The organism is Paraburkholderia sp. J67 (genome assembly GCF_905220265.1).
Lineage (GTDB): Bacteria > Pseudomonadota > Gammaproteobacteria > Burkholderiales > Burkholderiaceae > Paraburkholderia.
Map to the genome: position 1 here is coordinate 25,804 of NZ_CAJMZK010000025.1, position 24,073 is coordinate 49,876.

Consider the following 24,073-nt stretch of genomic DNA (forward strand, 5'->3'; position numbering starts at 1 on the left):
TCTGGCAGCGCCGTTCAGGCCTGCCCTTTAACGCTTAGCGATCGCGCTGACCGTTGCCGTCGCGGCGCGAGCCACCCGGACGGCCGCCGCCGCCGAGCAGGGCGCCCGGATTCGACTGCGGCTTGCGCGGCTGTGCGCGGCCCAGCGCGCTTTCGTGCGAGACGCCGCGCTGGCTTTCGCGACGCGTGTGCTCAGCACGGCCGCCTTGTGCGCTGTGGTTGGCGCCATGATTGGCCGTGCCTTGCTGCTTCACCGGCTTGGCTGTGCGGATGCCATTCGATGCGGGCTTGGCTGCGCGCTGGCCGCCGTTGCCGCCTGCATTGGCACCTGCATTGCCACCGTTACCCGCATGGGCACGGTTACCGTCGCGACCACCCTCACGATTGCCGCCACGCGGCTCGCGACCCTGTGCGGGCTTCGCGGCCTGCGCCGCGCCACGACCCTGAGCTTGCTGGCCTTGACCACGGCCCTGCTGCTGGCCACGACCTTGCTGCTGACCACGGCGCTGGATCGGCTCGGGCTTCGCGTTCGGGTCCGGCTCGAAGCCCGGGATGACTTCCTGCGGCACCGGACGCTTGATGAGGCGCTCGATGTCCTTGAGCAACTGATGCTCGTCCACGCAAACGAGCGACACGGCTTCGCCCGTCGCGCCTGCACGACCGGTACGGCCGATGCGGTGGACGTAGTCCTCGGGCACGTTCGGCAGGTCGTAGTTGACCACATGCGGCAGCTGGTCGATGTCGATACCGCGCGCGGCGATATCGGTGGCCACCAGCACCTGCAGCGTGCCGTCCTTGAACTCGCTCAGGGCACGCGTGCGCGCCGACTGGCTCTTGTTGCCGTGGATCGCCAGGGCGCTGATGCCGTCCTTCGTGAGCTGTTCGGCGAGGCGGTTCGCGCCGTGCTTGGTGCGCGTGAACACGAGCACCTGGAACCAGTTGTGCTGGCGGATCAGATGCGTGAGCAGGTCGCGCTTGCGGTCGCGATCGACCGGGTAGACCTTCTGCGCGACCGTTTCCGCGGTGGTGTTGCGGCGCGCGACTTCGATCAGCGCGGGCGAGTCGAGCAGGCTGTCGGCGAGCGCCTTGATTTCGTCGGCGAACGTGGCCGAGAAGAGCAGGTTCTGGCGCTTGGGCGGCAGCTTGGCGAGCACGCGCTTGATGTCGTGGATGAAGCCCATGTCGAGCATGCGATCGGCTTCGTCGAGCACGAGGATTTCGATCTGCGAGAGGTCGATGGTCTTTTGCTGCATGTGGTCGAGCAGACGGCCCGGCGTCGCCACGACGATATCCACACCGCGCCTGAGTGCGTCGATCTGCGGATTGATGCCCACGCCGCCGAACATCACCGTCGACTTGAGCTTGAGATACTTGCCGTAGGCACGCACGCTTTCTTCCACCTGGGCGGCGAGCTCGCGCGTGGGCGTGAGGATCAGCGCGCGCACGACGCGCTTGCCGCCTGCGGCCGGCGCCATGTCGGTCAGGCGTTGCAGGATCGGCAGCGTGAAGCCAGCGGTCTTGCCGGTGCCGGTCTGCGCGCCGGCGAGCAGGTCGCCGCCGTTAAGCACGGCGGGAATCGCTTGCGCCTGGATGGGCGTGGGCGAGGTATAGCCCAGTTCGTTGACAGCGCGGACCAGCGGTTCGGACAAGCCGAGAGAATCAAAAGACATAAAGACCTGTTTTATTGCAGTATCGCGGGCGGCAGGCGCTGCCGGCAGCCGGCGCGCTGTGCGGCAAGGGCTGCTCGCGCACGCACATCCGCTCGCGTTTATTCGGACGGCGCGCCAGTGCGCGCGCCGCTTGTCGACGCTCCCCAGGGAGCGCCGGCTGGCATAGGGTTGCATCGCGCGGCCGCGGACACTGCGGCCGCCGCGCGATGAGCTTCGTGTGGATTCCCGCGCGGATGGCCGCGGGTGCCCTGAAGGCCGTCAGGCGACGTAGCCTGCGACGCTCACGAATTGACAGACGCTTCCGGCTAGCACGAACAGATGCCAGATTCCATGTCCGTGCCGGATGCGTTCGTCATTGACGAAAAAATAAATGCCGACGCTGTAGATGATGCCGCCGGCCAGTAGCCAGGCCGTGCCGGCCGCCGGCAGCGTGCTGATGAGCGGCTTGACCGCGACCAGCGCGAGCCAGCCCATCACCACATACAGCACCATCGAGAGCACACGCGTGCGCCGCCCGAGCGTGAGCTCCTGAGCGATGCCGAGCGCGGCAAGCCCCCAGCTCACGCCGAAGAGCGACCAGCCCCACGGCCCGCGTAGCGTGACGAGCGAGAACGGAGTATAGCTGCCCGCGATCAGCAGATAGATCGCGGCATGGTCGCACTTCTGTAGCACGGCCTTGATGCGCGGCCCGCGCACACCGTGATACAGCGTGGAAATCGTGTACAGCGCGCATAGCATCGCACCGTAGACGGCGAAGCTCACGACCTTGTAGGCATCGTGATCGAGCGCGCCGAGCGTCACGAGCGAAACCAGCCCCGCGATCGACAACATGGCGCCCACGAGGTGAGTAATGCTGTTCAAACGCTCACCGGCGTGCATGACGACAACTCCTTGTTCTTCTTGCCCCGCGGCTGCGTCATGCCGATTCCCGCTCGACATGCCGATCTGGCCTGCGTGCCCGGTTCGGTTCAGACCCGGTATCGGTGCGGCTGCAAACCCGCTTTGCCGCCGCTTGCGCACGCCAGTCGCGCCGTGTTCAAAAAAACCTTTCGTTCAACTTCGTTCGGCTGTCCTCGACAGCCCGATGCCCGAAGCGCCAAATAGCGAAGGGCGCAGCCGACGGCGTTTTGCCGGCTGCGCCCTGATCAGGCAGGCACCACTATAGCAGGCGATACCCTAGTCGAGCGGCGCGGAGCGCAGATCGGCCACCTGCTGCGGGGACACCGGCGTGCCCTTATTGCCCCACGACATGCGAATAAAGGTCACGACCGCTGCCACTTCCTGATTCGACAGCGCTTGCGCGAACGGCGGCATGCCATACGGGCGTGGATTGCCCTGCGTGCTAGGCGGATAGCCGCCATTGAGCACCATGCGGATCGGATTCACAGCCGAATGCATCTGGATCGACTGGTTGTTCGCGAGCGGCGGGAAATTCGGCGGCATGCCGAGGCCGTTCTCCGCGTGACACTTTGCACACTGGTCATGGTAGATCTTCTGACCTTGCTGTAAGAGTTCGCCGCCGAACGTATCCGAGGTCTCCATCTGCATGTTCTCAGGCGCTTCCTTCTTCTGCGGGATGGTCTTCAGATAGGTCGCCATCGCGTGGATGTCGTCGTCCGAGACGTATTGCAGACTGTTGTGGATCACGTCCGCCATCGGCCCGAACACCGCGCCTCGCTCGGACACGCCGGTCTTGAGCAGGCTCGAAATGTCCTTGATGTCCCAGTCGCCGAGGCCGCCTTCGCTCGAGGTGAGCGACGGCGCGTACCAGTTCTGGAGCGGAATCAGCCCGCCCGCGAACGCCGACGAGTTGACCGGCGCGCCCATCATGTTGATCGACGTGTGGCACATGCCGCAGTGCCCGAGCCCTTCGACCAGATACGCGCCACGGTTCCACTCGACCGATTTGGTGGGGTCGGGTTTGTACTCGCCTTCGTGGAAGAACAGCGTGCGCCAGCCGATCAGCAGGTTGCGGTTGTTGAACGGGAACTTGAGCTCGTGCGGACGGCTAGGCACGCTCACGGGCGGCACCGAGCGCAGGTACGCATAGATCGCGTCCGAATCCGCGCGCGAGACCTTCGTGTAGCTCGTGAACGGGAAGGCCGGGTAGAGCAGGCTGCCGTCCTTCGAGCGGCCCGTGTGCATGGCGCGGTAGAAGTCGTCGGCGCTCCACTTGCCGATGCCCGCACGGTCGTCGGGGGTGATGTTCGGCGTGTAGAGCGTGCCGAACGGCGTCGCCATCGGCAGGCCGCCCGCGAAGATCTTGCCGCCGCGCACCGTGTGGCAGGCGATACAGTCGCCGGCGCGGGCGAGATATTCGCCCTTCTTGATGAGGTCGGCCTGATCGACGGGCGTAGCGGCTTGCGCCGAGCTGACGTGCAGATACGTGTTGCCGGTCCACAGCACGGGCACGAGCGCCGCTGCGGCGGCGAGCACGACTGCGGACAGTGAGAACAGGGACTTGCGGTTCATATGGCTGTCTCCCCGGCGCCTTATTGCGGTTCGCTGCCGCAGGCAAGCGGCGTCTTCAACGAGCCAGCCGCTGCCGGCACGGGATTTTGCGGCGCATTTTGCGTCGAGAGCCAGGCCGCGACGGCATTCACGTCATCGTCGGTGAGGCGCGTGGCGATCTCATGCATGCAATCGGGCGCCTTGGCGTGACGCGAGCCCGAGCGCCACGCACCGATCTGCGCACTGATGTAGTCCGAATGCAGCCCGACTAGACCAGGAATCGCCGGCTCCATGCCGGTGAGCTTCCCGCCGTGGCAGGCCGCGCACGCGGGCACCTGCTTGGCCGGGTCGCCGCGCAGCACGATCGCCTGGCCGCGCGCGAGCACGCTGTCGCCGACCGACGGCTTCACGGGCGGCGGATACGGCGGGCGCTGCTGCGAGAAGTACGTGGCGATCTCGTGCAGGTACTCGTCGGAGAGATAGGTGACCAGGTAATTCATCGGTGGGTACTTGCGTCGCCCATCGCGAAAATTCATCAACTGGTTGTAGAGGTACTCGGCGGGTTTGCCGGCAAGACGCGGGAAGTAGTCGTTGTCGGTCCCCTGGCCGTGCGAGCCGTGACACGCGGTACAGCCCTGCACACGCGATTCGATCGTGTCGGGGGCTTTCGGTTGCGGGGTCTGTGCAGAAGCAGCGCTGAATATTCCGGTCGTGCCGAACAGCAATGCGGCTCCCAGCGGCGCGACGAGCGGAATGAGCGGTCGGAGGATACGTCTTGGGGACACGCGTGACTCCATTCTTTATCGTGGACCTGACCAGGCTTCGTGCGGCCCGGCTTGAGGCTGCGCGCGATGAAAGCGAAAGAGACCGTGCGCGCTGCGGCGACGCAGCCGATTCTACTAGCCTGGCGACCCGATAGAGACTATTTGCCACAGAGCCTGACCGCCCGGCTACGCGGGCTTGCCCGAACTCGAATGCGGCGGAGGGTCGCAACGACGCCGGTTATGATTCTGCACCTGTTGGCCGATCCGTGACTCGGGATTGTCCCTGCCTTCGCGCACGAAATTCGGCCTGACGATGACGTTGCCGTTGAACCGATCCGCGCCTGGGCTATCGAAGCAGGCACGTCTCGAAAAGGGCGCGCACGGTTGCGGCCGACTTCGTCCGACTCCCTCTCACCTCAGCCCGTTTTCTTGTTGTTTCCTTGCCACTCGTCTCGATGACTCCAATTGCACTTTCCGTTTCGATGTTGCAGGCGCGCCTTGATGCTCGCGCGCACTGCGTACTGCCCGCCACAATCGCCACACCCAATGCACACCGCGTACTTCGCGTGCGCCGTGAACTTGGGGAGGGCGGCGCCCGATGAAAGCTGACTGGCTCTGGATCGGGCAGGTCGCGATGGCCGCCCTCGTGAACATCGCCTACGCCTTCGCACTGGGTTCCGCGCTCTACGGCGCGTGGCTCGAGAAGGATGCGCGCAGCGCCGTCGCGCCCGCGCGCCTCGCGTGGCTGCGTGCGCAACGCTCGCTGCGCGCAGCGGCGCTCGTGCTGGTGATCGCGCTCGCGATGTGGTTGCTGTACGAGAGCGCATCTATCAGCGGTGAAACGCTGCCGGGCGGATTCGGCGTGATGTCGACGGTGCTCGCGCAGACGCATGTGGGCCATGCGTGGAGCGTCGCATTCGCCGGCGCGCTGGTGTTGCTCGCGACCGCGCTGGCGTCGGCCGGCCCGCTGCGTGACGGCGTGCTATGGCTCGCGATCATCGTGGTGGCGGCAGGGCGCGCGGGACTGGGTCACGCGGCCGACGCGGGCTTCGCCTCGGCGGCGCTCGGCCTCAATACGCTGCACGTGCTGAGCGCGAGCGCTTGGAGCGGCATCGTGATGGCGGGCGGGCTGGCGGTGCTGCCCGCACTGGGTGCGTCGACGGCGCGCGGCGTGCTGATCCGCACGGCGGGGCAGGTGTCGAACGTGGCGTTGTTCGCCGTGGGCCTCGTGCTCGCGACGGGCGTGTTCAACGCCATTCGTGGCACTGGCGGTTCGATCGAGGCGCTCGAATCGAGCACGTGGGGCCACGTGTTGCTCGCGAAACTCGCGCTCGTCGCGCTGACGCTGCTGCTGGGCGGCTTCAACCGCGTGGTGGCCATGCCCGAGCTGCGCCGCGCGGCGTCAACGGGCGCGGCCCGACGCTTCGTCAACGTGCTGCATCTGGAAGCGCTCGTGATGATGGCCGTGCTGGTGATCGCGGCCGTGCTTGCGCACAGCGTGCCGGGCTACGTGTTGCAGGGCTGAAACGTCGGGTCGGATAGCGGCCGCGGCGTACTCACTCGTAGCCCAGACGGTGGCTGAGAATCGGCGAGAAGAACAGGGCGATGGCGCAGCCGATCGCCTTGCCTTCGAGCTCGGCGAGCGCGGTGACCGACGACGGATGCACGATCAGCTCGATGAGCTGCGGCGCGCACCAGAGGATCGCCACGCCGATAAAGCTCTGTTCGATCACGAGGATGCGCCAGCCGCGCGTGCTGGCGACGGCGGCCGCGATGACCCGTGTCAGGCCGAACACCACCAGTGCGAGGACGGCGGCCTGTTCGCGGATCAGATAGTCGGGGAGCATGATGTCCATGTGAATCCCTTGCAGCTTGTTGTGTGTTGGTCTCACAGGGGATTCAGCAAAGAGCAGGCCAGCGGCGCATACGGCGTGCCCGGCCTCGCTGGAGTGGCTTGCGGGACATCGCTGCAAGCCTTATTGGGCGTGGCTTTGCGCCCAAAAACGTTGTGTGCGAAAACGACAAAGGCCGCGTGTGCCAAAAAGCACAACGCGGCCTGCAAGCCGAAAAACGGCCTTAAACGTTACGGCGCTGAAACGTGGCCCATGCGGGCCGTCACGTAACGCACGTGACGCACGTAACACGCTTCATTGCCATCTCGCATCACCACTCGGCGACGCTGCCGTCCTCGTGGCGCCACACCGGATTGCGCCAGCGGTGGCCGGTCTTCGCCATCTCGCGCACCTTCTCCTCGTTGACGTCGATGCCGAGCCCCGGCCCTTGCGGAATCGACACGAAGCCGTCTTCATACTTGAACACTTCCGGATTCCGGATGTAGTCGAGCAGGTCGTTGCCCTTGTTGTAGTGGATACCGAGGCTCTGCTCCTGGATGAACGCGTTGTAGCTCACCGCGTCGATCTGCAGACAGGTTGCGAGCGCAATCGGACCGAGCGGGCAATGCAGCGCGAGCGCAACGTCGTAGGCTTCCGCCATCGCCGCGATCTTGCGGCATTCGGTGATGCCGCCCGCGTGCGAGGCGTCGGGCTGGATGATGTCCACGTAGCCGCCCGCGAGAATGTGCTTGAAGTCCCAGCGCGAGTAGAGCCGCTCGCCCAGCGCGATCGGCGTGCTGGTCTGATTGACGATGTCGCGCAGCGCCTCGACGTTTTCGGAGAGCACCGGCTCCTCGATGAACATCAGCTTGAACGGATCGAGTTCCTTGGCGAGCACCTTGGCCATCGGCTTGTGCACGCGGCCGTGGAAATCCACGCCGATGCCGACATTCGGGCCCACGGCCTCGCGCACGGCCGCGACGTTGTTGATGACGCCTTGCACCTTGTCGAAGGTGTCGATGATCTGCAACTCTTCCGAGCCGTTCATCTTGACGGCCTTGAAGCCCCGTTCGACCACGGCGCGCGCATTGTTCGCGACATCGCTCGGACGGTCGCCGCCGATCCACGAATACACCTTGATCTTGTCGCGCACCTGGCCGCCAAGCAGCGCGTGCACGGGCACGCCATGATGCTTGCCCTTGATGTCCCACAACGCCTGATCGACGCCCGCGATGGCGCTCATCGTGATCGGGCCGCCGCGATAGAAGCCCGCGCGATACATCACCTGCCAGTGATCCTCGATCAGCAGCGGGTCCTTGCCGATCAGGTAGTCGGCGAGTTCGTCGACGGCCGCGGCCACCGTATGCGCGCGACCCTCGACGATCGGCTCACCCCAGCCGACGATGCCTTCGTCCGTTTCGATCTTGAGAAAGAGCCAGCGCGGCGGCACGACGAAGGTTTCGAGCTTGGTGATTTTCACGGAATGTCTCCAGATAGCGGAATGCGGCGCGCGGCTCGGACGGATGCCCGGCGCGTCCTGGAACACATGCTACTGCAAAATTCGCCTTAAAGTGCTATTAATAGTATTATTTCACATCGATTCCCAATATCCAGGAGAACAGCCATTCAGCGCGATCTGCACGGCACGGTGGCCTTCGAACTCGGCAGCGCGATCCTGCGCGGCGACCACGCGCCCGGCGAAATCCTGCCGCGCGAAGCCGAACTCATGGAGCGCTTCGACGTGAGCCGCACGGTGTTGCGCGAGGCGTTGCGCACGCTCACGTCCAAGGGGCTCGTGGAATCGCGCCCGAAGATCGGCACCCGCGTGCGCGAGCGTGCCGCGTGGAACCTGCTCGATGCCGATCTACTCGACTGGTACGCGCGCGTCGCGCCGCCGCTTGCGTTCGCACTCAAGCTCCAGGAGATGCGCGAGATGATCGAGCCGTACGCGGCTGGGCTCGCGGCGAGCGCGCATGACACCGCATCGCTTGCGCAGATCGACGAAGCGCATGCGGCGATGGCCGCCGCCCGTAACGTGGACGAATGGGTGCGCGCCGATCTGCGCTTTCACCTGGCCGTGCTGGCGGCATGCCGCAACGAATTGCTGGTGCCGCTGGGCGTGCTGATCGGGCGCACGCTCGAAGGTCAGTTGCGCGTGAACGCCAAACGCGCCGACGTCTTCAACGCCGCGCTGCCCGACCACACTGCAGTCGCTGATGCGATCACGCGGCGCGATGCGTCCGCCGCGCGCGAGGCGATGGCCGCGCTGCTGCGCGTGACGCGCGAGCGCATCGAAGGCTGATGGATCGGGCGCGCGAGTTTGCTATGCTTCAGCGCGACCCGCTTCACACCGTGTCTCACGCCGCGCCTTACAGCGCCGTCAGACACCGGGCAGGTTTCAAGTACGAGTTTCAAGTTTCTGGTCAGCCTCAATCCGCAAACGTTTGACACGATGATGAATGCACCTGGCGCTCCGCAACTAGACAACGCAACGCTCCTCGAAATCATCCGCGCGCAGTCGGACATCGCGCGCCTGGGCCTCGACCTGGGAGGCGTGATGGCCTTCGTCGCGGAACGCGCCGAAATGCTGACGGGCGCGCAGGGCGCTGCCGTCGAACTCGCCGAAGGCGACGACATGGTCTATCGCGCGGCGTCGGGCAGCGTGGCGAGCATGCTGGGCTTGCGCCTCGCGCGCAGTTCCAGTCTGTCGGGGCTGTGCGTGAGCAGCGGCGAGATCCTGCGTTGCGACGACTCGGAAAACGATCCGCGTGTGGATCGCGAAGCCTGCCGCCGTGCGGGCCTGCGCTCGATGATTGTGACGCCGCTCAAGCATCTGGAAACCACGGTGGGCGTGCTGAAGGTGGTCGCGCCCGAAGTGAGCGCCTTCAGCGACGACGACATCGCGGCGCTCTCGCTCATCTCCGGGTTGATCGCAGCGGCGATGTTCCATGCCGCGCGCCATGAAACCAGCGAGCTCTATCTGCGCGCGACGCACGATGCGCTCACCGGATTGCCGAACCGTGCGCTGTTCTACGATCGCCTGCGCCAGTCGGTGGATCTGGCGGTGCGCTCGGCGGGCGGACTCGGCGTGCTCAATCTCGACATGGATGGCTTGAAGCCGATCAACGACCGCTATGGCCACCGCGCGGGCGATGCGGCGATCAAGGAGACGGCTTCGCGCATTGCGCGCAACAGCCGCCGCGTGGATACGGCCGCGCGCGTGGGCGGCGACGAGTTCGCGATGATCCTGCCCGGCATCACGGGTCGGCACGATGCCGAGGTGCATAGCCAGCGGATCTGCGAGAAGGTGCAGGAGCCGTTCGAGTTCGAAGGGCAGACGATTGAGTTGGGCGTGAGCGTCGGCGTGGCGGTGCTGCCCGAGGACGGCAATGAGATGACTGCGCTGATCGATCAGGCCGATCGGGCGATGTATGTGGCGAAGCGGGGCAGGAAGGTGGTGGGGTGAATCTGGCGGGCGGAGCGGCTTGAGTGCCGGTGCCGCCTCCGCGTTATGCGCGCCTTTGCTGCTTCGGGCGCGGAAATAGAAAAAGCCGCTGTTTCTTTCGAAACAGCGGCTTTCGCATTTGGTGGCGAATCAGGGATTCGAACCCCGGACCTGCGGATTATGATTCCGTCGCTCTAACCGGCTGAGCTAATTCGCCTTGAGAAGTGAGATTATGTCGGGGATCGGCAGCCCTGTCAAGCACCTTCTCAAAACTTTTTCAGGGCGCCGTTCACTCGGGGTTCAATCCTGCGCGTAGATATCCGAGTCCTTGGTCTCCTTCACAAACAGCATGCCGATCACGAAGGTCGCCAGCGCGATGATGATCGGATACCAGAGCCCCGAGTAGATATCGCCTCTGGCCGCCACGATCGCGAACGCCGTCGCGGGCAGGAAGCCGCCGAACCAGCCATTGCCGATGTGATAGGGCAGCGACATCGACGTATAGCGGATGCGTGTCGGGAACATCTCCACCAGCATCGCCGCGATCGGCCCGTACACCATCGTCACGAAGATCACGAGGATCGTGAGGATCACCACGGTCATCGGCCAGTTGAGTTGCGCCGGATCGGCCTTGAGCGGATAGCCCGCGCTCTTCAATGCGCCCGAGAGCGTCTTGTCGAACGCCGCGCCGGCCTCCTTGGCGCCCGGCGCCTTGCCGTTATAGGTGTCGATGGTCGTGTCGCCCACCTTGATCTGCGCGAGCGTGCCCGCCGGGGCGGCCACGTTCGAGTAGTTCAGGCCCGCCTTCGAGAGCGCGCTCTTGGCGACGTCGCACGAACTCGTGAACTTCGAGGTGCCCACCGGGTTGAACTGGAACGAGCATTCGTCCGGATTCGCGATCACCACGATCGGTGCGCGCGCGGTGGCGGCTTCGAGCGCCGGGTTGGCGTAGTGCGTGAGCGCCTTGAAGAGCGGGAAGTAGGCGAGTGCCGCGATCAGGCAGCCGGCCATGATGATCGGCTTGCGGCCGATCTTGTCCGACAGCGAGCCGAAGAACAGGAAGAACGGCGTGCCGATCAGCAGCGCCAGCGCAATCAGGATGTTGGCGCTTGCGCCATCGACCTTGAGCGTCTGCGTCAGGAAGAACAGCGCGTAGAACTGGCCCGTGTACCAGACCACGGCCTGGCCCGCCGTCACGCCAATCAGCGCGAGGATCACGACCTTCAGGTTGCGCCACTGGCCGAACGCTTCCGAGAGCGGGGCCTTCGACACTTTGCCCTCGGCCTTGATGCGCTTGAACGCGGGCGATTCGTCGAGTTGCAGGCGAATCCACACCGATACGCCGAGCAGCAGGATCGAAGCGACGAACGGCACGCGCCAGCCCCATGTGGCGAAGGCTTCTTCGCCGATGGAGGTGCGCACGCCGAGGATCACGAGCAGCGAGAGGAACAGGCCGAGCGTGGCAGTCGTCTGGATCCAGGCCGTGTAGAAACCGCGGCGTCCGGGCGGTGCGTGTTCGGCGACGTAGGTGGCCGCGCCGCCGTATTCGCCGCCGAGAGCCAGGCCCTGCAGCAGGCGCATGCCGATGAAGATCACGGGTGCTGCGATGCCGATCGACGCATAACCCGGCAGGAAGCCGACCACGAAGGTCGACAGACCCATGATGACGATGGTGACGAGGAAGGTGTGCTTGCGGCCTACCAGGTCGCCCAGGCGTCCGAACACGATCGCGCCGAACGGGCGCACCGCGAAGCCAGCCGCGAAGCCGAGCAGCGTGAAGATGAAGGCCGCGGTGGGATTGACGCCGGAGAAGAAGCTTTTGCTGATGAAAGCCGCGAGCGAGCCGGCCAGGTAGAAGTCGTACCACTCGAACACGGTGCCGAGCGACGACGCGAAGATCACGCGTTTTTCGTCGCGGGTCATCGGCGCGTGCGAGACTTGTCCGCCAACGGTTGCCATATGTGTCTCCAATTTTGATATGCGTGTGGGTCCGCGTTTGTGGCGGTCCTGCGCTGCATTATTGGAATGGAAACTTACGGGGTTCTGACGTATGAGGGCGGGTTCAAAAACGCGTAGGAAGTGGTTGAATTGCCGTTAAATTCGTCGAATTTGTTTCTAATATCTCTGAAATATCTATTAACGGCTTGCATTGGTGCGAGTGACTCGCGGCGATCAAGGGCCGGCTAAGGGAAAGTCCCATCCTGTTTCTGACGCTCCCGTCGTCAGTTTTGGCTGATACGTGTCAGCTTGCAGCGCGCAGACGCAGCGTGACGCGCACGAGCGTGCCCGCGAGACGCGGCGCTTCCTGATAGACGTTGTCGTCGATGGCGAGGGTGCCGCCGTGCATCGTCGCAATCTCGCGCACGATCGCGAGCCCAAGGCCGCTGCCGTCGCCGTCGCGGCCCAGGATGCGGTAGAAGCGCTCCTGCACCCGTTCGCGCTCGGCGGCGGGAATGCCGATTCCCGTGTCCTCCACTTCCAGATGCACGGCCCGCGCGGCGGGCTCGGGCCGCACGCGCACGGTGATGCGCCCGCCCACGGGCGTGTAGCGGATCGCGTTGTCGATCAGGTTCGACAGCATCTCGCGCAGCATCACCGGATTGCCGTCGACGATGGCGGCGATTGCCTGCGCATCGGCCCCTTCCGTGCTGGCCTCGTCGGGGCCTTCGTAGCCCAGATCCATCTGCTTCGCGAGCGCGGGCTGCACCCAGTCGCGCACCGCATGACGGGCGACGTCGGCCACATCGACTGGCGTGAAGATTTGCCCCGACATGCGGTTCTCGGCGCGCGCGAGCGCGAGCAGCTGCGTGACGAGTCGCGCCGCGTGCTCGGAACTCGTTGCGATCTGTTCGAGCGAGCGGTGCACTTCGGGCGAGGCATCCTGGCGCAGCGCGAGTTCGGCCTGGGTGCGCAGGCCCGCGAGCGGCGTCTTCATCTGATGTGCGGCATCGGCGATAAAGCGCTTTTGCAGTTCCATGTTCTGTTCGAGCCGCGTGAGCAGGTCGTTGAACGAGGTGACGAGCGGCTCGATCTCGGGCGGCGCGCGACGCGCTTCGAGCGGCGAAAGATCGTCGGGGCGGCGCAGGCGGATGTTGGATTGCAGCGCGTGCAGCGGCGCGAGCCCGCGCGAGAGGCCGAACCAGACCAGCAGGATCGCGAGCGGCAGGATCACGAACTGCGGCAGGATCACGCCCTTGATGATGTCGTTGGCGAGCGCGCGGCGTTTGTCGAGCGTTTCGGCCACCTGCACGAGCACGGCTTGCGAGCCGTTGAGATGCGGCGGTTCGACCGTCGTGTAGGCCACGCGGATGTCGATGCCGTGCAGCGTGTCGTCGCGGAATTCGACGAGACCCGGCGAAGGACGGTCGTCGTCGCGCGGCAGCGGCATGTCGCGGTCGCCGCCCACCAGTTCGCCGCGGCTGCCGAGCACCTGGTAATAGACGCTGTCGACGTTGTCGGCGCGCAGGAAGTCGCGGGTGGAATCGGGCAGGGTCAGCTCGGCCACGCCGTTGACCGGATGGATCTGGCGCGCGAGCACATAGGCGTCGGTTTCGAGCGCGCGGTCGAACGGGCCGTTGGCGATCGACTTGGCCACCAGATAGGTGACCGCGATGCTCATCGGCCAGAGCAGCAGCAGCGGGGCGAGCATCCAGTCGAGGATTTCGCCGAACAGCGAGCGCGGGCGCGCCTCGGCGGCGGCCTCGGCTTCGTCGGGCGGGGCGAAGGGATTGGCGTAACGGGCGTCGCGCGCTTCGTCGTCGAGCGCGTCCGACGTGCCTGGCGCGGTTGACGTCGTGGATGCCGCAACGGATCGCGGGCTGGCGGACGAGGCCGGCAGGGAGCGCGCGGCGGGATCGGGCTCGGCCATCGTCGCGCCTGGCTATTTGAAGTAGTGGCTGGCCGGCATGGCGGGTTGGGCTTGCACGGTCGAGCCCGGGGAAGCGTTCGCCTGCGGGGTCGCTTCTTTTGCTTCCTTCTCCAGACAGTAGCCCAGTCCGCGCACGGTCACGATGCGCACGCCGCCTGTTTCCAGTTTCTTGCGCAGGCGGTGCACGTAGACCTCGATCGCGTTGTTGCTGACTTCCTCGCCCCATTCGCAGAGGTGATCGACCAGTTGCTCCTTCGAGACCAGCCGCCCAAGCCTTTGCAGCAGCACTTCGAGCACACCCAGCTCGCGCGCCGACAGATCGAGCACCTGCTCGTGGATGTGGGCGACACGGCCGACCTGGTCGTAAGACAGTGCGCCGTGGCGCACGACGGTCGGGCCGCCGCCCGCGCCGCGCCGGGTGAGCGCGCGCACGCGCGCCTCCAGCTCGTTGAGCGCGAAGGGTTTGGCCATGTAATCGTCGGCGCCGAGGTCGAGGCCTTTGACGCGCTCGTCCACGCTGTCGGCAGCGGTCAGGATCAGGACGGGGAGGTTGGAATTGCGCGCGCGCAAACGTCGCAGCACTTCGAGGCCCGGCATTTTTGGCAGGCCCAGATCGAGGATCAGCAGGTCGAAAGACTGCATCGACAAGGCGGTATCGGCATCCACGCCGGTACGCACGTGATCAACGGCATAGCCCGATTGGCGGAGTGATCGGACCAGACCGTCCGCGAGTATGCTGTCGTCTTCGGCAATGAGAATTCGCATGATGCGCCAGCGTCGCCTTCGAAGCGCCTTGCCCGCATGTCTGGGGCGCGCTTCGCAGCACCGGCGCCGCGTTCGCAGGCTTGGGGCCTGAACGGGCGGCGCACGGCGGTCTCCGAAAATCGCGGTTTCGGCGTGCGCGTTAGTTGAAAACGGGCTTGCCAAAACTACTGTTTTTTTATACAGTGTCTGGGTTCGTGCGCACCGCTCGCAGTATGTCATCGGCGGGCGCGTGCATCGTCATCAGACGCCGTTCATCATAGCAAAGGACGATTCATGGAAGATAGCAAGAAAGGCTCGGCTGGGCTGACTGCTGAGAAGGGCAAGGCGCTGGCCGCCGCGCTCGCGCAGATCGAAAAGCAGTTCGGCAAAGGGTCGATCATGCGACTCGGCGACGGTGACGCGGTCGAGGACATCCAGGTGGTCTCCACCGGTTCGCTCGGCCTCGACATCGCGCTCGGCGTCGGCGGCCTGCCGCGTGGCCGGGTGGTCGAGATCTACGGTCCGGAATCGTCGGGTAAGACGACGCTCACGCTCCAGGTGATCGCCGAAATGCAAAAGCTCGGCGGCACGGCGGCGTTCATCGACGCGGAACACGCGCTCGACGTCCAATACGCTTCCAAGCTCGGCGTGAACGTGCCGGAACTGCTGATCTCGCAGCCGGACACGGGCGAACAGGCACTCGAAATCACCGACGCACTCGTGCGCTCGGGCTCGATCGACATGATCGTGATCGACTCGGTTGCGGCACTCGTGCCGAAGGCCGAAATCGAAGGCGAAATGGGCGACTCGCTGCCGGGTCTGCAGGCGCGTCTGATGTCGCAGGCGCTGCGCAAGCTCACCGGCACGATCAAGAAGACCAACTGCATGGTCATCTTCATCAACCAGATCCGTATGAAGATCGGCGTGATGTTCGGCAACCCGGAAACCACCACGGGCGGCAACGCGCTGAAGTTCTACTCGTCGGTGCGTCTGGACATTCGTCGTATCGGTTCGATCAAGAAGAACGACGAAGTGATCGGCAGCGAAACGCGCGTGAAGGTCGTCAAGAACAAGGTCTCGCCGCCGTTCCGCGAAGCCGTGTTCGACATCCTCTACGGCGAAGGCATCTCGCGTCAGGGCGAAATCATCGACCTGGGCGTGCAGGCCAAGATCGTCGACAAGGCGGGTGCGTGGTACAGCTATAACGGCGAACGCATTGGTCAGGGCAAGGACAACGCGCGCGAATTCCTGCGCGAAAACGCGGACATCGCTCGTGAGATCGAAAACCGCATTCGCGAATCGCTCGGCGTGAGCGCGATGGCCGACAGCGTCAACGGCTCCGGCGAAGTCGAAATCGCGGACGAGGAATAAAGTCCGTTAGCGTCGAGTGAGCGGAGTTTCATGATGCGCAAGGGCGGTTCCGCCTCGGTGCCGCCACAAGCGGCCACTGCCTCGACTTCGGGCGAGGCGGGGCATCCGCGTGATGCTCGGGGCGCGATAAAGCGTTCCTCCGCTCAGCGCGTTGAAACCGCACCCAACATACAAAGCCGCGACGCCCATCTGGGCGCTCGCGGCTTTTCTCATTCTGCGGCTCGCGATGTGAATCAAGAAGTGACTCAAGACATGCCGCATGACGTACCCCACGATCTCGACGATGAAGGTGGTGCGGTATTCGAAGTACCGTTCGAAGCCTTCTTCGATGCGCCCGCCGATGGCACGAACACGCCCTTGGCACCGTCGTTCGAATCGCAAAGCGAGTACACGCGCGAACCTGTGCCCGTGCGCCAATCACGCCAATCGCGTCGAACCCCCGAGGCTTCGACCCATGCGTCGAATCGCGCACCCGCTCGCGTGCTGCCACGCACCTCACGCCAGACGAATCGTCGCGACGATTTCGACGACGAATCATTCGACGCACACGATCTGGCCCGTGCCGCCGCACTAGCCGGCGAAGCGCCGGAACCCGAAGGCGACCGCTACGAGCGCACCTCTGCGACACGCGCCGCGCGCAAAACCGCCGCTGCGTCATCGTCATCCAGCAGGCAACGTCCAGAGCGCTCGCTCAAGGGGCGCGCACTCGGCTACCTCTCGCGTCGCGAGTACAGCCGCGCGGAACTCTCGCGCAAGCTGATGTCCTATACCGAAGACGCCGACGAGCTCGAGGTCCTGCTCGACGCGCTCGAGCGCGACGGCTGGCTCTCCGACGCACGTTTCGCGGAAAGCGTCGTGTATCGTCGCGCCGCGCGCGTGGGAGCAGGGCGCATCGTCAGCGAACTCAAGCGTCATGCGGTGGGCGACGCGCTCATCGAAGAAGTGAATACGCAGCTGCGCGAAACGGAACTCACGCGTGCCCGCGCGGTCTGGCAGAAGAAGTACGGCCAGTTGCCCGAGACGCCGGCCGAGCGTGCACGTCAGGCGCGTTTTCTCGCCGCACGCGGTTTTTCGATGTCCGTCATCGGCAAAATCCTCAAGGGCATCGAAGATGATTTCGATGGCGGCTTTGATAGCGATTAGTCTGAAAATTGATCCTCGCGGATCAAAAAACGTCTGGAAACAAGCTTCTAGAGGGGGTGCGAGATCGCTGCTGTCTCAAATACCCGGTATGCTAAAATCGAGAAGTTTTCCAATCCGGTCTTACCTAGCATGCCGCTCTCTCCGCCTGCGCCTCGCCAGTTGCGTCATCAGCGCGCTATTCGGGCGGTAGCCTATGAGCGTGAGGACGGCCTGTGGGACATCGATGCGTGCCTGACGGATCACAAGCCACGCGACGTGCCGCTTGCCGCCGGTGTCCGGCCTAATGGGTTGCCAATCCATGAACTCTGGCTTCGTATCACGATCGATCGCAAGCTCAACGTCGTTGACGCCGAGGCGTCCTCCGACTGGGTGCCTTACGACGGTCAGTGCCAGAACGCCAATCCCGCCTATCGGGCCCTTATCGGGCTCAATCTCCTCCAGAATTTCCGCCGCGAAGCGGGCCGGCTCCTCGCCGGCACGCAGGGCTGCACGCACCTCACAGAAATGTTGGGTGTGTTGCCGACCGTCGCGATCCAGGCGTTCGTGGGAGCCGTGTGGGACACATCGAAAGGCAGCCCGGGTGACGAGTCCGGACCGGAGCTCGGCAAGACTTCTGGCGACGAATCCGTCGCCGGCGACAAACCGCCTTTCCAACTCGGTCGCTGCCACGCGCTGCGGTTCGACGGTGAGGCGGTCAAGCAGTTTTATCCGCGCTGGTATGGCCATGCGCCGCGTTCGAAAGAGCGCGGCCCGGACGCCGCCAGCGTGCGCGAAGACACTGGGCCGGGCCGTGAGGGCAGGGCCGACGCCGTCGCGCATGAATAACAACAGCGGAAACGAAGTTCACTCCAACTCTCAGACTGAAGGGAATCACGCATGAAGATTCACGAGTACCAGGGTAAGGAAATCCTGCGGAAATTCGGCGTCGCGGTACCGCGCGGCACGCCTGTGTTTTCGGTGGATGACGCGGTCAAGGCCGCTGAAGAGCTGGGCGGTCCGGTGTGGGTCGTCAAGGCCCAGATTCACGCGGGCGGCCGCGGTAAGGGCGGCGGCGTGAAAGTGGCGAAGACGCTGGAACAGGTCCGCGAATACGCGAGCCAGATCCTCGGCATGCAGCTCGTCACGCACCAGACCGGTCCGGAAGGCCAGAAGGTCAACCGTCTGCTGATCGAAGAAGGCGCCGACATCAAGCAGGAACTGTATGTCAGCCTCGTCGTGGATCGCGTGTCGCAAAAGATCGTTCTGATGGGTTCGAGCGAAGGCGGCATGGACATCGAAGAAGTCGCCGAAAAGCATCCGGAACTGATCCACAAGGTCATCGTGGATCCGTCGACGGGTCTGCTCGACGCTCAAGCCGACGACCTGGCGGCGAAGATCGGCGTCCCGGCAGCTTCGATTCCGCAAGCCCGCACGATCCTGCAAGGCCTGTACAAGGCATTCTGGGAAACCGACGCGTCGCTGGCTGAAATCAACCCGCTGAACGTTTCGAGCAACGGCACCGTGACCGCACTCGACGCGAAGTTCAACTTCGACTCGAACGCGCTGTACCGTCACCCGGAAATCGTCGCTTACCGCGATCTGGACGAAGAAGATCCGGCTGAAATCGAAGCCTCGAAGTTCGACCTCGCGTACATCTCGCTCGACGGCAACATCGGCTGTCTGGTGAACGGCGCAGGCCTCGCCATGGCGACGATGGACACCATCAAGCTGTTCGGCGGCGAGCCGGCGAACTTCCTGGACGTCGGCGGTGGCGCGACGACCGAGAAGGTCACGGAAGCGTTCAAGCTCATGCTGAAGAATCCGGGCCTGAAGGCGATCCTCGTGAACATCTTCGGCGGCATCATGCGCTGCGACGTGATCGCGGAAGGCGTGATGGCGGCTTCGAAGGCCGTTGACCTGAAGGTGCCGCTCGTCGTGCGCATGAAGGGTACGAACGAGGACCTCGGCAAGAAGATGCTGGCCGATTCGGGCCTGCCGATCATCTCGGCAGACAGCATGGAAGAGGCTGCGCAGAAGGTTGTCGCAGCTGCCGAAGGCAAGTAATTTTCAGCGGATACGAATGGCGTAGTGCCGGCGCGGCCACGGCAATGTCCGTGGCAGGGCGACGCGACGCCAGACGAACAGAGGTCAATACATGTCGATTCTGATTAACAAAGACACCAAGGTCATCACGCAGGGCATCACCGGCAAGACCGGTCAGTTCCACACTCGCGCTTGCCGTGAGTACGCGAACGGCCGCGAAGCGTTCGTGGCTGGCGTGAACCCGAAGAAGGCCGGCGAAGATTTCGAAGGCATTCCTATCTACGCGAACGTGCGTGAAGCCAAGGATGCTACCGGCGCGACCGTTTCGGTCATCTACGTGCCGCCGGCAGGCGCTGCTGCTGCGATCTGGGAAGCCGTCGAGGCCGACCTCGATCTCGCGATCTGCATCACGGAAGGCATTCCCGTGCGCGACATGATCGAAGTCAAGGACCGTATGCGCCGCGAAGGCCGCAAGACGCTGCTCCTCGGCCCGAACTGCCCCGGCACGATCACGCCGGACGAGCTGAAGATCGGCATCATGCCGGGTCACATCCACCGCAAGGGCCGCATCGGCGTCGTGTCGCGTTCGGGCACGCTGACGTATGAAGCGGTTGCACAGCTGACGGCGCTGGGCCTGGGCCAGTCGTCGGCAGTCGGTATCGGCGGCGACCCGATCAACGGTCTGAAGCACATCGACGTCATGAAGATGTTCAACGACGATCCGGATACGGACGCCGTGATCATGATCGGCGAAATCGGTGGCCCGGACGAAGCGACGGCAGCCGAGTGGATCAAGGGCAACATGAAGAAGCCGGTCGTCGGCTTCATCGCGGGCGTCACGGCGCCTCCGGGCAAGCGCATGGGCCACGCCGGCGCGCTGATCTCGGGCGGTGCGGATACGGCTGAAGCGAAGCTGGAAATCATGGACGCGTGCGGCATCAAGGTCACGCGCAACCCGTCGGAAATGGGCCGTCTGCTGAAGTCGGTGCTGTAATTTGCGGATAACGCCGGTCTCCGCGCATCATGGATGCGCGGGGCGCTGGCGTTTTTTGCTATGCTTGCGGAATCCTTTCACGAGGTTTCCGAACAAAAGCGAGGGAGCCAGTCATGGCTGCCTCGCTTTTTTATTTGCGGCGTCAGACCGCGCGCGATTCCCGTGTTTCCAGCGTTATTTACGTCCTCGCATCCATGCTCGAATTTTTCGCGACGCTCCACTGGGGCGCTGTCATCCAGATCATCGTCATCGACATCCTGCTCGGCGGCGACAACGCCGTGGTGATCGCGCTCGCCTGTCGTGACCTGCCCGCGCAGCAGCGTCTGCGCGGCATTCTGTGGGGCACCGTGGGCGCAATCGCGCTGCGTGTCGTGCTGATCGCCTTCGCCGTGGTGCTGCTCAACGTGCCGCTGCTCAAGTTCACGGGCGGCCTGCTGCTGCTGTGGATCGGCGTGCGGCTGCTCGCGCCGGCGCATCTCGAACATGCCAACGTAAAGCCGGCCGACAAGCTGCTCGGGGCGATCAAGACCATCATCGTCGCGGACGCCGTGATGAGCCTCGACAACGTCGTGGCGATCGCGGGCGCCGCCGAGGCCGCCGATCCGCGTCACCGCATCGCGCTCGTGATCTTCGGGCTGATGGTGAGCATTCCGCTGATCGTCTGGGGCAGCCAGCTCGTGCTGAAGCTGCTCGACCGCTACCCGGTGATCGTGACGCTAGGCGCGGCGCTGCTCGGCTGGATCGCGGGCGGGCTGATTGTCAACGATCCGGCGGGCGACCGCTGGCCGCTGCTCGACACGCCGGTCGCGGAGTACGGCATGTGCGTGGCGGGCGCGCTTTTCGTGGTGCTGCTCGGCCATCTGCTCAAGCGGCGCAACGCGGCGCGCGCGGCGGGTTCGCACTGACCACGTACTGACCGCGTACTGCCCACGCACTGACAGCGCCACGCCTAAGCCATCTGGCCGACTGCTGCGCGCGACGGGCCGCCGATACGATCGAAGCGCCTGTCCACCTTCCGGTGGGCAGGCGTTTTTCGTTTCAGGAGCCCAGATGATGACCGTATCCCTACTTGTTTCAAGCCCAGGCGCACGTGGCGTCGCTTCTCGCACAGCCACGCAGGCCGCGTCGTTCATGCAGTCGTGGCGGGCGTTGCTGCGCCGTGCGAGCCAGTGGGCCGCGCCAGGCTTCACGCTCATCGAACTGATGATCGTGCTCGCCATCGTCGGCGTGATCGCCGCGTATGCGATTCCCGCCTACCAGGACTATCTGGCGCGCAGCCGGGTGGGCGAGGGCTTGTCGCTCGCCTCGGCAGCACGCCTGTCCGTGGCCGAAAACGCGGCGAGCGGCAACGCCTTCAGCGCCGGCTACACGTCGCCGCCCGCCACGCGCAATGTCTCGTCGGTGCACATCGACGACACGACCGGGCAGATCACCGTGGCCTTCACCACACGCATCGCCCCCGAGGGGACCAACACGCTCGTGCTCGTGCCATCGGTGCCGGATAACGCCGATTCACCCACGGCGCGCGTCGCGCTCGCACAGGGCGCGGTGCAGGGCGGCACGCTCACGTGGGAATGCTTCGCGGGCGGCAAGACGGCTTCGTCGCTCGGCGCGCCGGGTACGGGACCGGCGCCGGCCGATGCCGCCACGCTTCCGTCCAATCTCGCGCCGCCGGAATGCCGCGCGTAGGCGCAGTTTGAAAGGAGCGGCGGTGGACTAAGGGTGCGCGGGTGGTGACAGAGGGTTGCACAAGCACCGCCCGCGCAGTCCGCTCAGACGTATTTCGGTTCGCGAAGACCGAAGTCCTGGCGTTTGCGTGTCGTTTTCGTCCGAATGCTGGCGCACAGGGAGGGAAAAGTTTTGTATAGTGCGCCGGTTGCTGACGCCCCCCATTCCCATGCCCTCTCCATTTGCGCGTTACCTTACGTTCGTTTTGCTGGCTGTAGCGTTGATCCTGCCTTATGCGGTCGTCAACCACACCTACCCGATCCCGACGTTCTATGCCGAATTCACGGCGCTTGCGCTCTACCTGATGGTGGGCGCGGGCGTCTGGCTGCTGGTGCGCTCCGCGCGCCCGGCGGTCGAGTTTGCCTCGCCCGCGGTCGCGCTCGTGCCGCTCGCCTTCGGGCTGCTGCTCGTCGTGCAGACCATCGCGCTGCCGGTCGCGCAGCCGTCGATGAACTGGCTCGGCGCGGGCTACCTGCTCGCCGCCTTCATGGCGGTGCATGCGGGCTACGGCATCGCGCGTGCGAATCTCGTGCGCACGGCGATGGTGTGGAGCGCCTGGGCACTCGTGATCGGCGGCCTGTTCGCGGTGTTCTGCCAGGTCGTGCAGTTGCTGCATCTCGAAGTCAAGGTCACGCCGCTGGTCGTCGCCTATAACGTGCAGTTCGATCGCCGGCCGTTCGGCAACATGGCGCAGGCCAACCACCTCGCCACCTACATCGCCTTCGCGACGGCGGCCGCGCTCTACCTCGTGCAGACGCGCCGTCTGAACCTGCTGCTGTGGGTGGTGCTCTCGGCGATCTTCTCGGGCGGTCTCGCGCTTACGGTGTCGCGCGGGCCGTGGCTGCAGATGGCCGTGATCGTTGTGGCGGGGCTGTGGATGGCGCTGTCGGCGACGCGTGGCGTGCGAGGCGAGGAGGCGGGCGAGCGCGGTGCGGCGATCGTGAAGGGCGGCGTGCGCGACTGGATCGTGCCGCTCGTGCTGTTCGCGGTCTTCGTGGGCGTGAACGCCTTCGTGCGCTGGGCCAACGTGCACTATCAACTGCAACTCGACCAGTCGGCCGCCGACCGCTTCAAGGACGCCGGCCAGATCGCACCGCGTATCGCGCTGTGGCGCTACGGCTGGACGATGTTCAAGGAACATCCGCTGCTGGGTGTTGGCTGGGGCGATTTCCCGATTCACCAGTTCGAACTCGCGCGCACGCTGGGCGGCGTCGAGATCGCCAACAACTCGCACGACATCTTCCTCGATCTGCTCGCCAAGACCGGCGTGGTGGGTTGCGGCATCGTCCTGTTCGGGCTGCTCGCGTGGTTCGTGCGCATGCTGCGCGCGCCGCACACGGCCGAGCGCATTTTCGGCTTCGCGCTGATTGGCGCGCTGGTCATGCACGCACTCGTCGAGTACCCGCAGCAGTACATGTTCTTCCTGCTGCCCGCGATGTTCGTGTTCGGGCTGCTGGAGACGAAGCCGCTGCGCTTGCTGCCGTCGCGCGCCGCGTTTGCGGTCTATACGGTGATCGTGTTCGGCGGCATCGTGTCGCTGTGGCCGGTGATGCGCGACTACAACCGCGCCGAAGTGCTGTACTACGGCTCGCATCCGGCGCAGGAATATGCCGAAGCGCCGTCGTTCCTGTTCCGCGCGTGGGGCGACTACGGCATGGCGACGCTCATGCCGATGAATGCGGCAAGCCTGTCGACCAAACTGGCGGCGCATGAACGCGCGATCGCACTGCTGCCGGGCGAAACGGTGCTGCGCCGCTACGCGGTGCTGCAGGCGCTGGCGGGCAATACGGACGGCGCTTTCGATACGGTCGAGCGCCTGAAGATCTTTGCGCAGGAACTGCACGACTGGCCGACGCAACTGGCGGCGCTCTACGGCCTGCTCGCCGATGAGCCGACGCTCGCGGGCTTCAAGGCCGATCTGGTGAAGAAGTATGGCAATCCGCCGCCTTCGTCGTCGGACGACGATGACGATGATTCGGATGATTGATCGTTAAGTGACCGGGCGGCGTGGTGTTTGAACTCACGCCGCCGCTTGCTTCTTG

At 64.9% G+C, this 24,073-nt stretch carries 20 protein-coding genes and 1 tRNA gene; 11 read left to right on the top strand and 10 right to left on the bottom strand.

The genetic code is table 11. From position 1 onward, the window contains the following. Window positions 1-34: 34 nt before the first annotated feature. The 4 genes from U5782_RS31635 to U5782_RS31650 all read right to left on the bottom strand — a co-directional run bounded on the left by U5782_RS31635 (window position 35) and on the right by U5782_RS31650 (window position 4,917). Entirely contained in the window at window positions 35-1,669 is a 1,635-nt protein-coding gene (locus U5782_RS31635; RefSeq protein ID WP_322047816.1) for a DEAD/DEAH box helicase, read from the bottom strand. Window positions 1,670-1,927: 258 nt separating this feature from the next. Continuing rightward, on the bottom strand, window positions 1,928-2,548 hold the full coding sequence (gene trhA / locus U5782_RS31640; protein ID WP_322047817.1) for a PAQR family membrane homeostasis protein TrhA: 621 nt from the start codon (window positions 2,546-2,548) through the stop codon (window positions 1,928-1,930). 297 nt (window positions 2,549-2,845) lie between these two features. After that, window positions 2,846-4,141 (bottom strand): cytochrome c, encoded by a 1,296-nt coding sequence (locus tag U5782_RS31645; protein WP_322047818.1) that lies wholly within the window; start codon window positions 4,139-4,141, stop codon window positions 2,846-2,848. Window positions 4,142-4,161: 20 nt separating this feature from the next. Further along, complete coding sequence (locus U5782_RS31650) at window positions 4,162-4,917, bottom strand: c-type cytochrome (protein ID WP_322047819.1); 756 nt, start codon at window positions 4,915-4,917, stop codon at window positions 4,162-4,164. A gap of 565 nt (window positions 4,918-5,482) precedes the next feature. Between U5782_RS31650 and U5782_RS31655 the strand changes: the two genes are divergently transcribed. After that, on the top strand, window positions 5,483-6,409 hold the full coding sequence (locus U5782_RS31655) for a CopD family protein (protein WP_322047820.1): 927 nt from the start codon (window positions 5,483-5,485) through the stop codon (window positions 6,407-6,409). A 31-nt stretch (window positions 6,410-6,440) separates the two neighbouring features. Here the strand turns inward: U5782_RS31655 and U5782_RS31660 are convergent, their stop codons facing one another. Then, the gene (locus U5782_RS31660) at window positions 6,441-6,740 is read right to left on the bottom strand and encodes a hypothetical protein (protein ID WP_322047821.1); all 300 of its coding nucleotides are present in this window, start codon (window positions 6,738-6,740) and stop codon (window positions 6,441-6,443) included. A 307-nt stretch (window positions 6,741-7,047) separates the two neighbouring features. Then, complete coding sequence (gene dgoD, locus U5782_RS31665; protein ID WP_322047822.1) at window positions 7,048-8,196, bottom strand: galactonate dehydratase; 1,149 nt, start codon at window positions 8,194-8,196, stop codon at window positions 7,048-7,050. A gap of 168 nt (window positions 8,197-8,364) precedes the next feature. Between dgoD and U5782_RS31670 the strand changes: the two genes are divergently transcribed. Both U5782_RS31670 and U5782_RS31675 read left to right on the top strand, forming a co-directional pair. Then, window positions 8,365-9,018 carry a FadR/GntR family transcriptional regulator gene (locus U5782_RS31670; RefSeq protein WP_322047823.1) on the top strand — a complete coding sequence of 218 codons (654 nt, stop codon included), beginning with the start codon at window positions 8,365-8,367 and terminating at the stop codon, window positions 9,016-9,018. Between the two features lie 150 nt (window positions 9,019-9,168). Next, window positions 9,169-10,182 carry a sensor domain-containing diguanylate cyclase gene (locus U5782_RS31675; RefSeq protein WP_322047824.1) on the top strand — a complete coding sequence of 338 codons (1,014 nt, stop codon included), beginning with the start codon at window positions 9,169-9,171 and terminating at the stop codon, window positions 10,180-10,182. Between the two features lie 119 nt (window positions 10,183-10,301). Here the strand turns inward: U5782_RS31675 and U5782_RS31680 are convergent. From U5782_RS31680 to U5782_RS31695, 4 genes are all read right to left on the bottom strand, one after another. Next, a tRNA-Met gene (locus tag U5782_RS31680) sits at window positions 10,302-10,378 on the bottom strand. An 83-nt stretch (window positions 10,379-10,461) separates the two neighbouring features. After that, window positions 10,462-12,120, bottom strand: coding sequence for an MFS transporter (locus U5782_RS31685; protein WP_322047825.1), 1,659 nt, complete (start codon window positions 12,118-12,120; stop codon window positions 10,462-10,464). Between the two features lie 283 nt (window positions 12,121-12,403). Further along, window positions 12,404-14,029, bottom strand: a complete 1,626-nt coding sequence (locus tag U5782_RS31690; RefSeq protein ID WP_322047826.1) for a sensor histidine kinase — start codon at window positions 14,027-14,029, stop codon at window positions 12,404-12,406. Window positions 14,030-14,041: 12 nt separating this feature from the next. Further along, a complete protein-coding gene (locus U5782_RS31695; protein ID WP_322047827.1) occupies window positions 14,042-14,794 on the bottom strand; it encodes a response regulator transcription factor in 753 nt (250 codons plus the stop codon). A gap of 273 nt (window positions 14,795-15,067) precedes the next feature. On the opposite strand from U5782_RS31695, the gene recA reads away from it, so the two are divergent. From recA to U5782_RS31735, 8 genes are all read left to right on the top strand, one after another. Continuing rightward, window positions 15,068-16,144 (top strand): recombinase RecA, encoded by a 1,077-nt coding sequence (gene recA / locus U5782_RS31700; protein ID WP_322047828.1) that lies wholly within the window; start codon window positions 15,068-15,070, stop codon window positions 16,142-16,144. A 252-nt stretch (window positions 16,145-16,396) separates the two neighbouring features. After that, window positions 16,397-17,287: a recombination regulator RecX gene (gene recX, locus U5782_RS31705; RefSeq protein WP_322047829.1), complete on the top strand. Its 891-nt coding sequence runs from the start codon at window positions 16,397-16,399 to the stop codon at window positions 17,285-17,287. A gap of 129 nt (window positions 17,288-17,416) precedes the next feature. After that, the gene (locus U5782_RS31710; RefSeq protein WP_322047830.1) at window positions 17,417-18,112 is read left to right on the top strand and encodes a DUF2889 domain-containing protein; all 696 of its coding nucleotides are present in this window, start codon (window positions 17,417-17,419) and stop codon (window positions 18,110-18,112) included. Window positions 18,113-18,163: 51 nt separating this feature from the next. Further along, window positions 18,164-19,330 (top strand): ADP-forming succinate--CoA ligase subunit beta, encoded by a 1,167-nt coding sequence (gene sucC / locus U5782_RS31715; protein WP_322047831.1) that lies wholly within the window; start codon window positions 18,164-18,166, stop codon window positions 19,328-19,330. Between the two features lie 91 nt (window positions 19,331-19,421). Further along, the gene (gene sucD / locus U5782_RS31720) at window positions 19,422-20,303 is read left to right on the top strand and encodes a succinate--CoA ligase subunit alpha (RefSeq protein WP_027817870.1); all 882 of its coding nucleotides are present in this window, start codon (window positions 19,422-19,424) and stop codon (window positions 20,301-20,303) included. 194 nt (window positions 20,304-20,497) lie between these two features. Then, on the top strand, window positions 20,498-21,208 hold the full coding sequence (locus U5782_RS31725) for a TerC family protein (RefSeq protein ID WP_322047897.1): 711 nt from the start codon (window positions 20,498-20,500) through the stop codon (window positions 21,206-21,208). 226 nt (window positions 21,209-21,434) lie between these two features. After that, the gene (locus tag U5782_RS31730; protein WP_322047898.1) at window positions 21,435-21,992 is read left to right on the top strand and encodes a pilin; all 558 of its coding nucleotides are present in this window, start codon (window positions 21,435-21,437) and stop codon (window positions 21,990-21,992) included. A gap of 208 nt (window positions 21,993-22,200) precedes the next feature. Beyond that, window positions 22,201-24,018, top strand: a complete 1,818-nt coding sequence (locus U5782_RS31735; protein ID WP_322047832.1) for a PglL family O-oligosaccharyltransferase — start codon at window positions 22,201-22,203, stop codon at window positions 24,016-24,018. Window positions 24,019-24,073 lie beyond the last annotated feature (55 nt).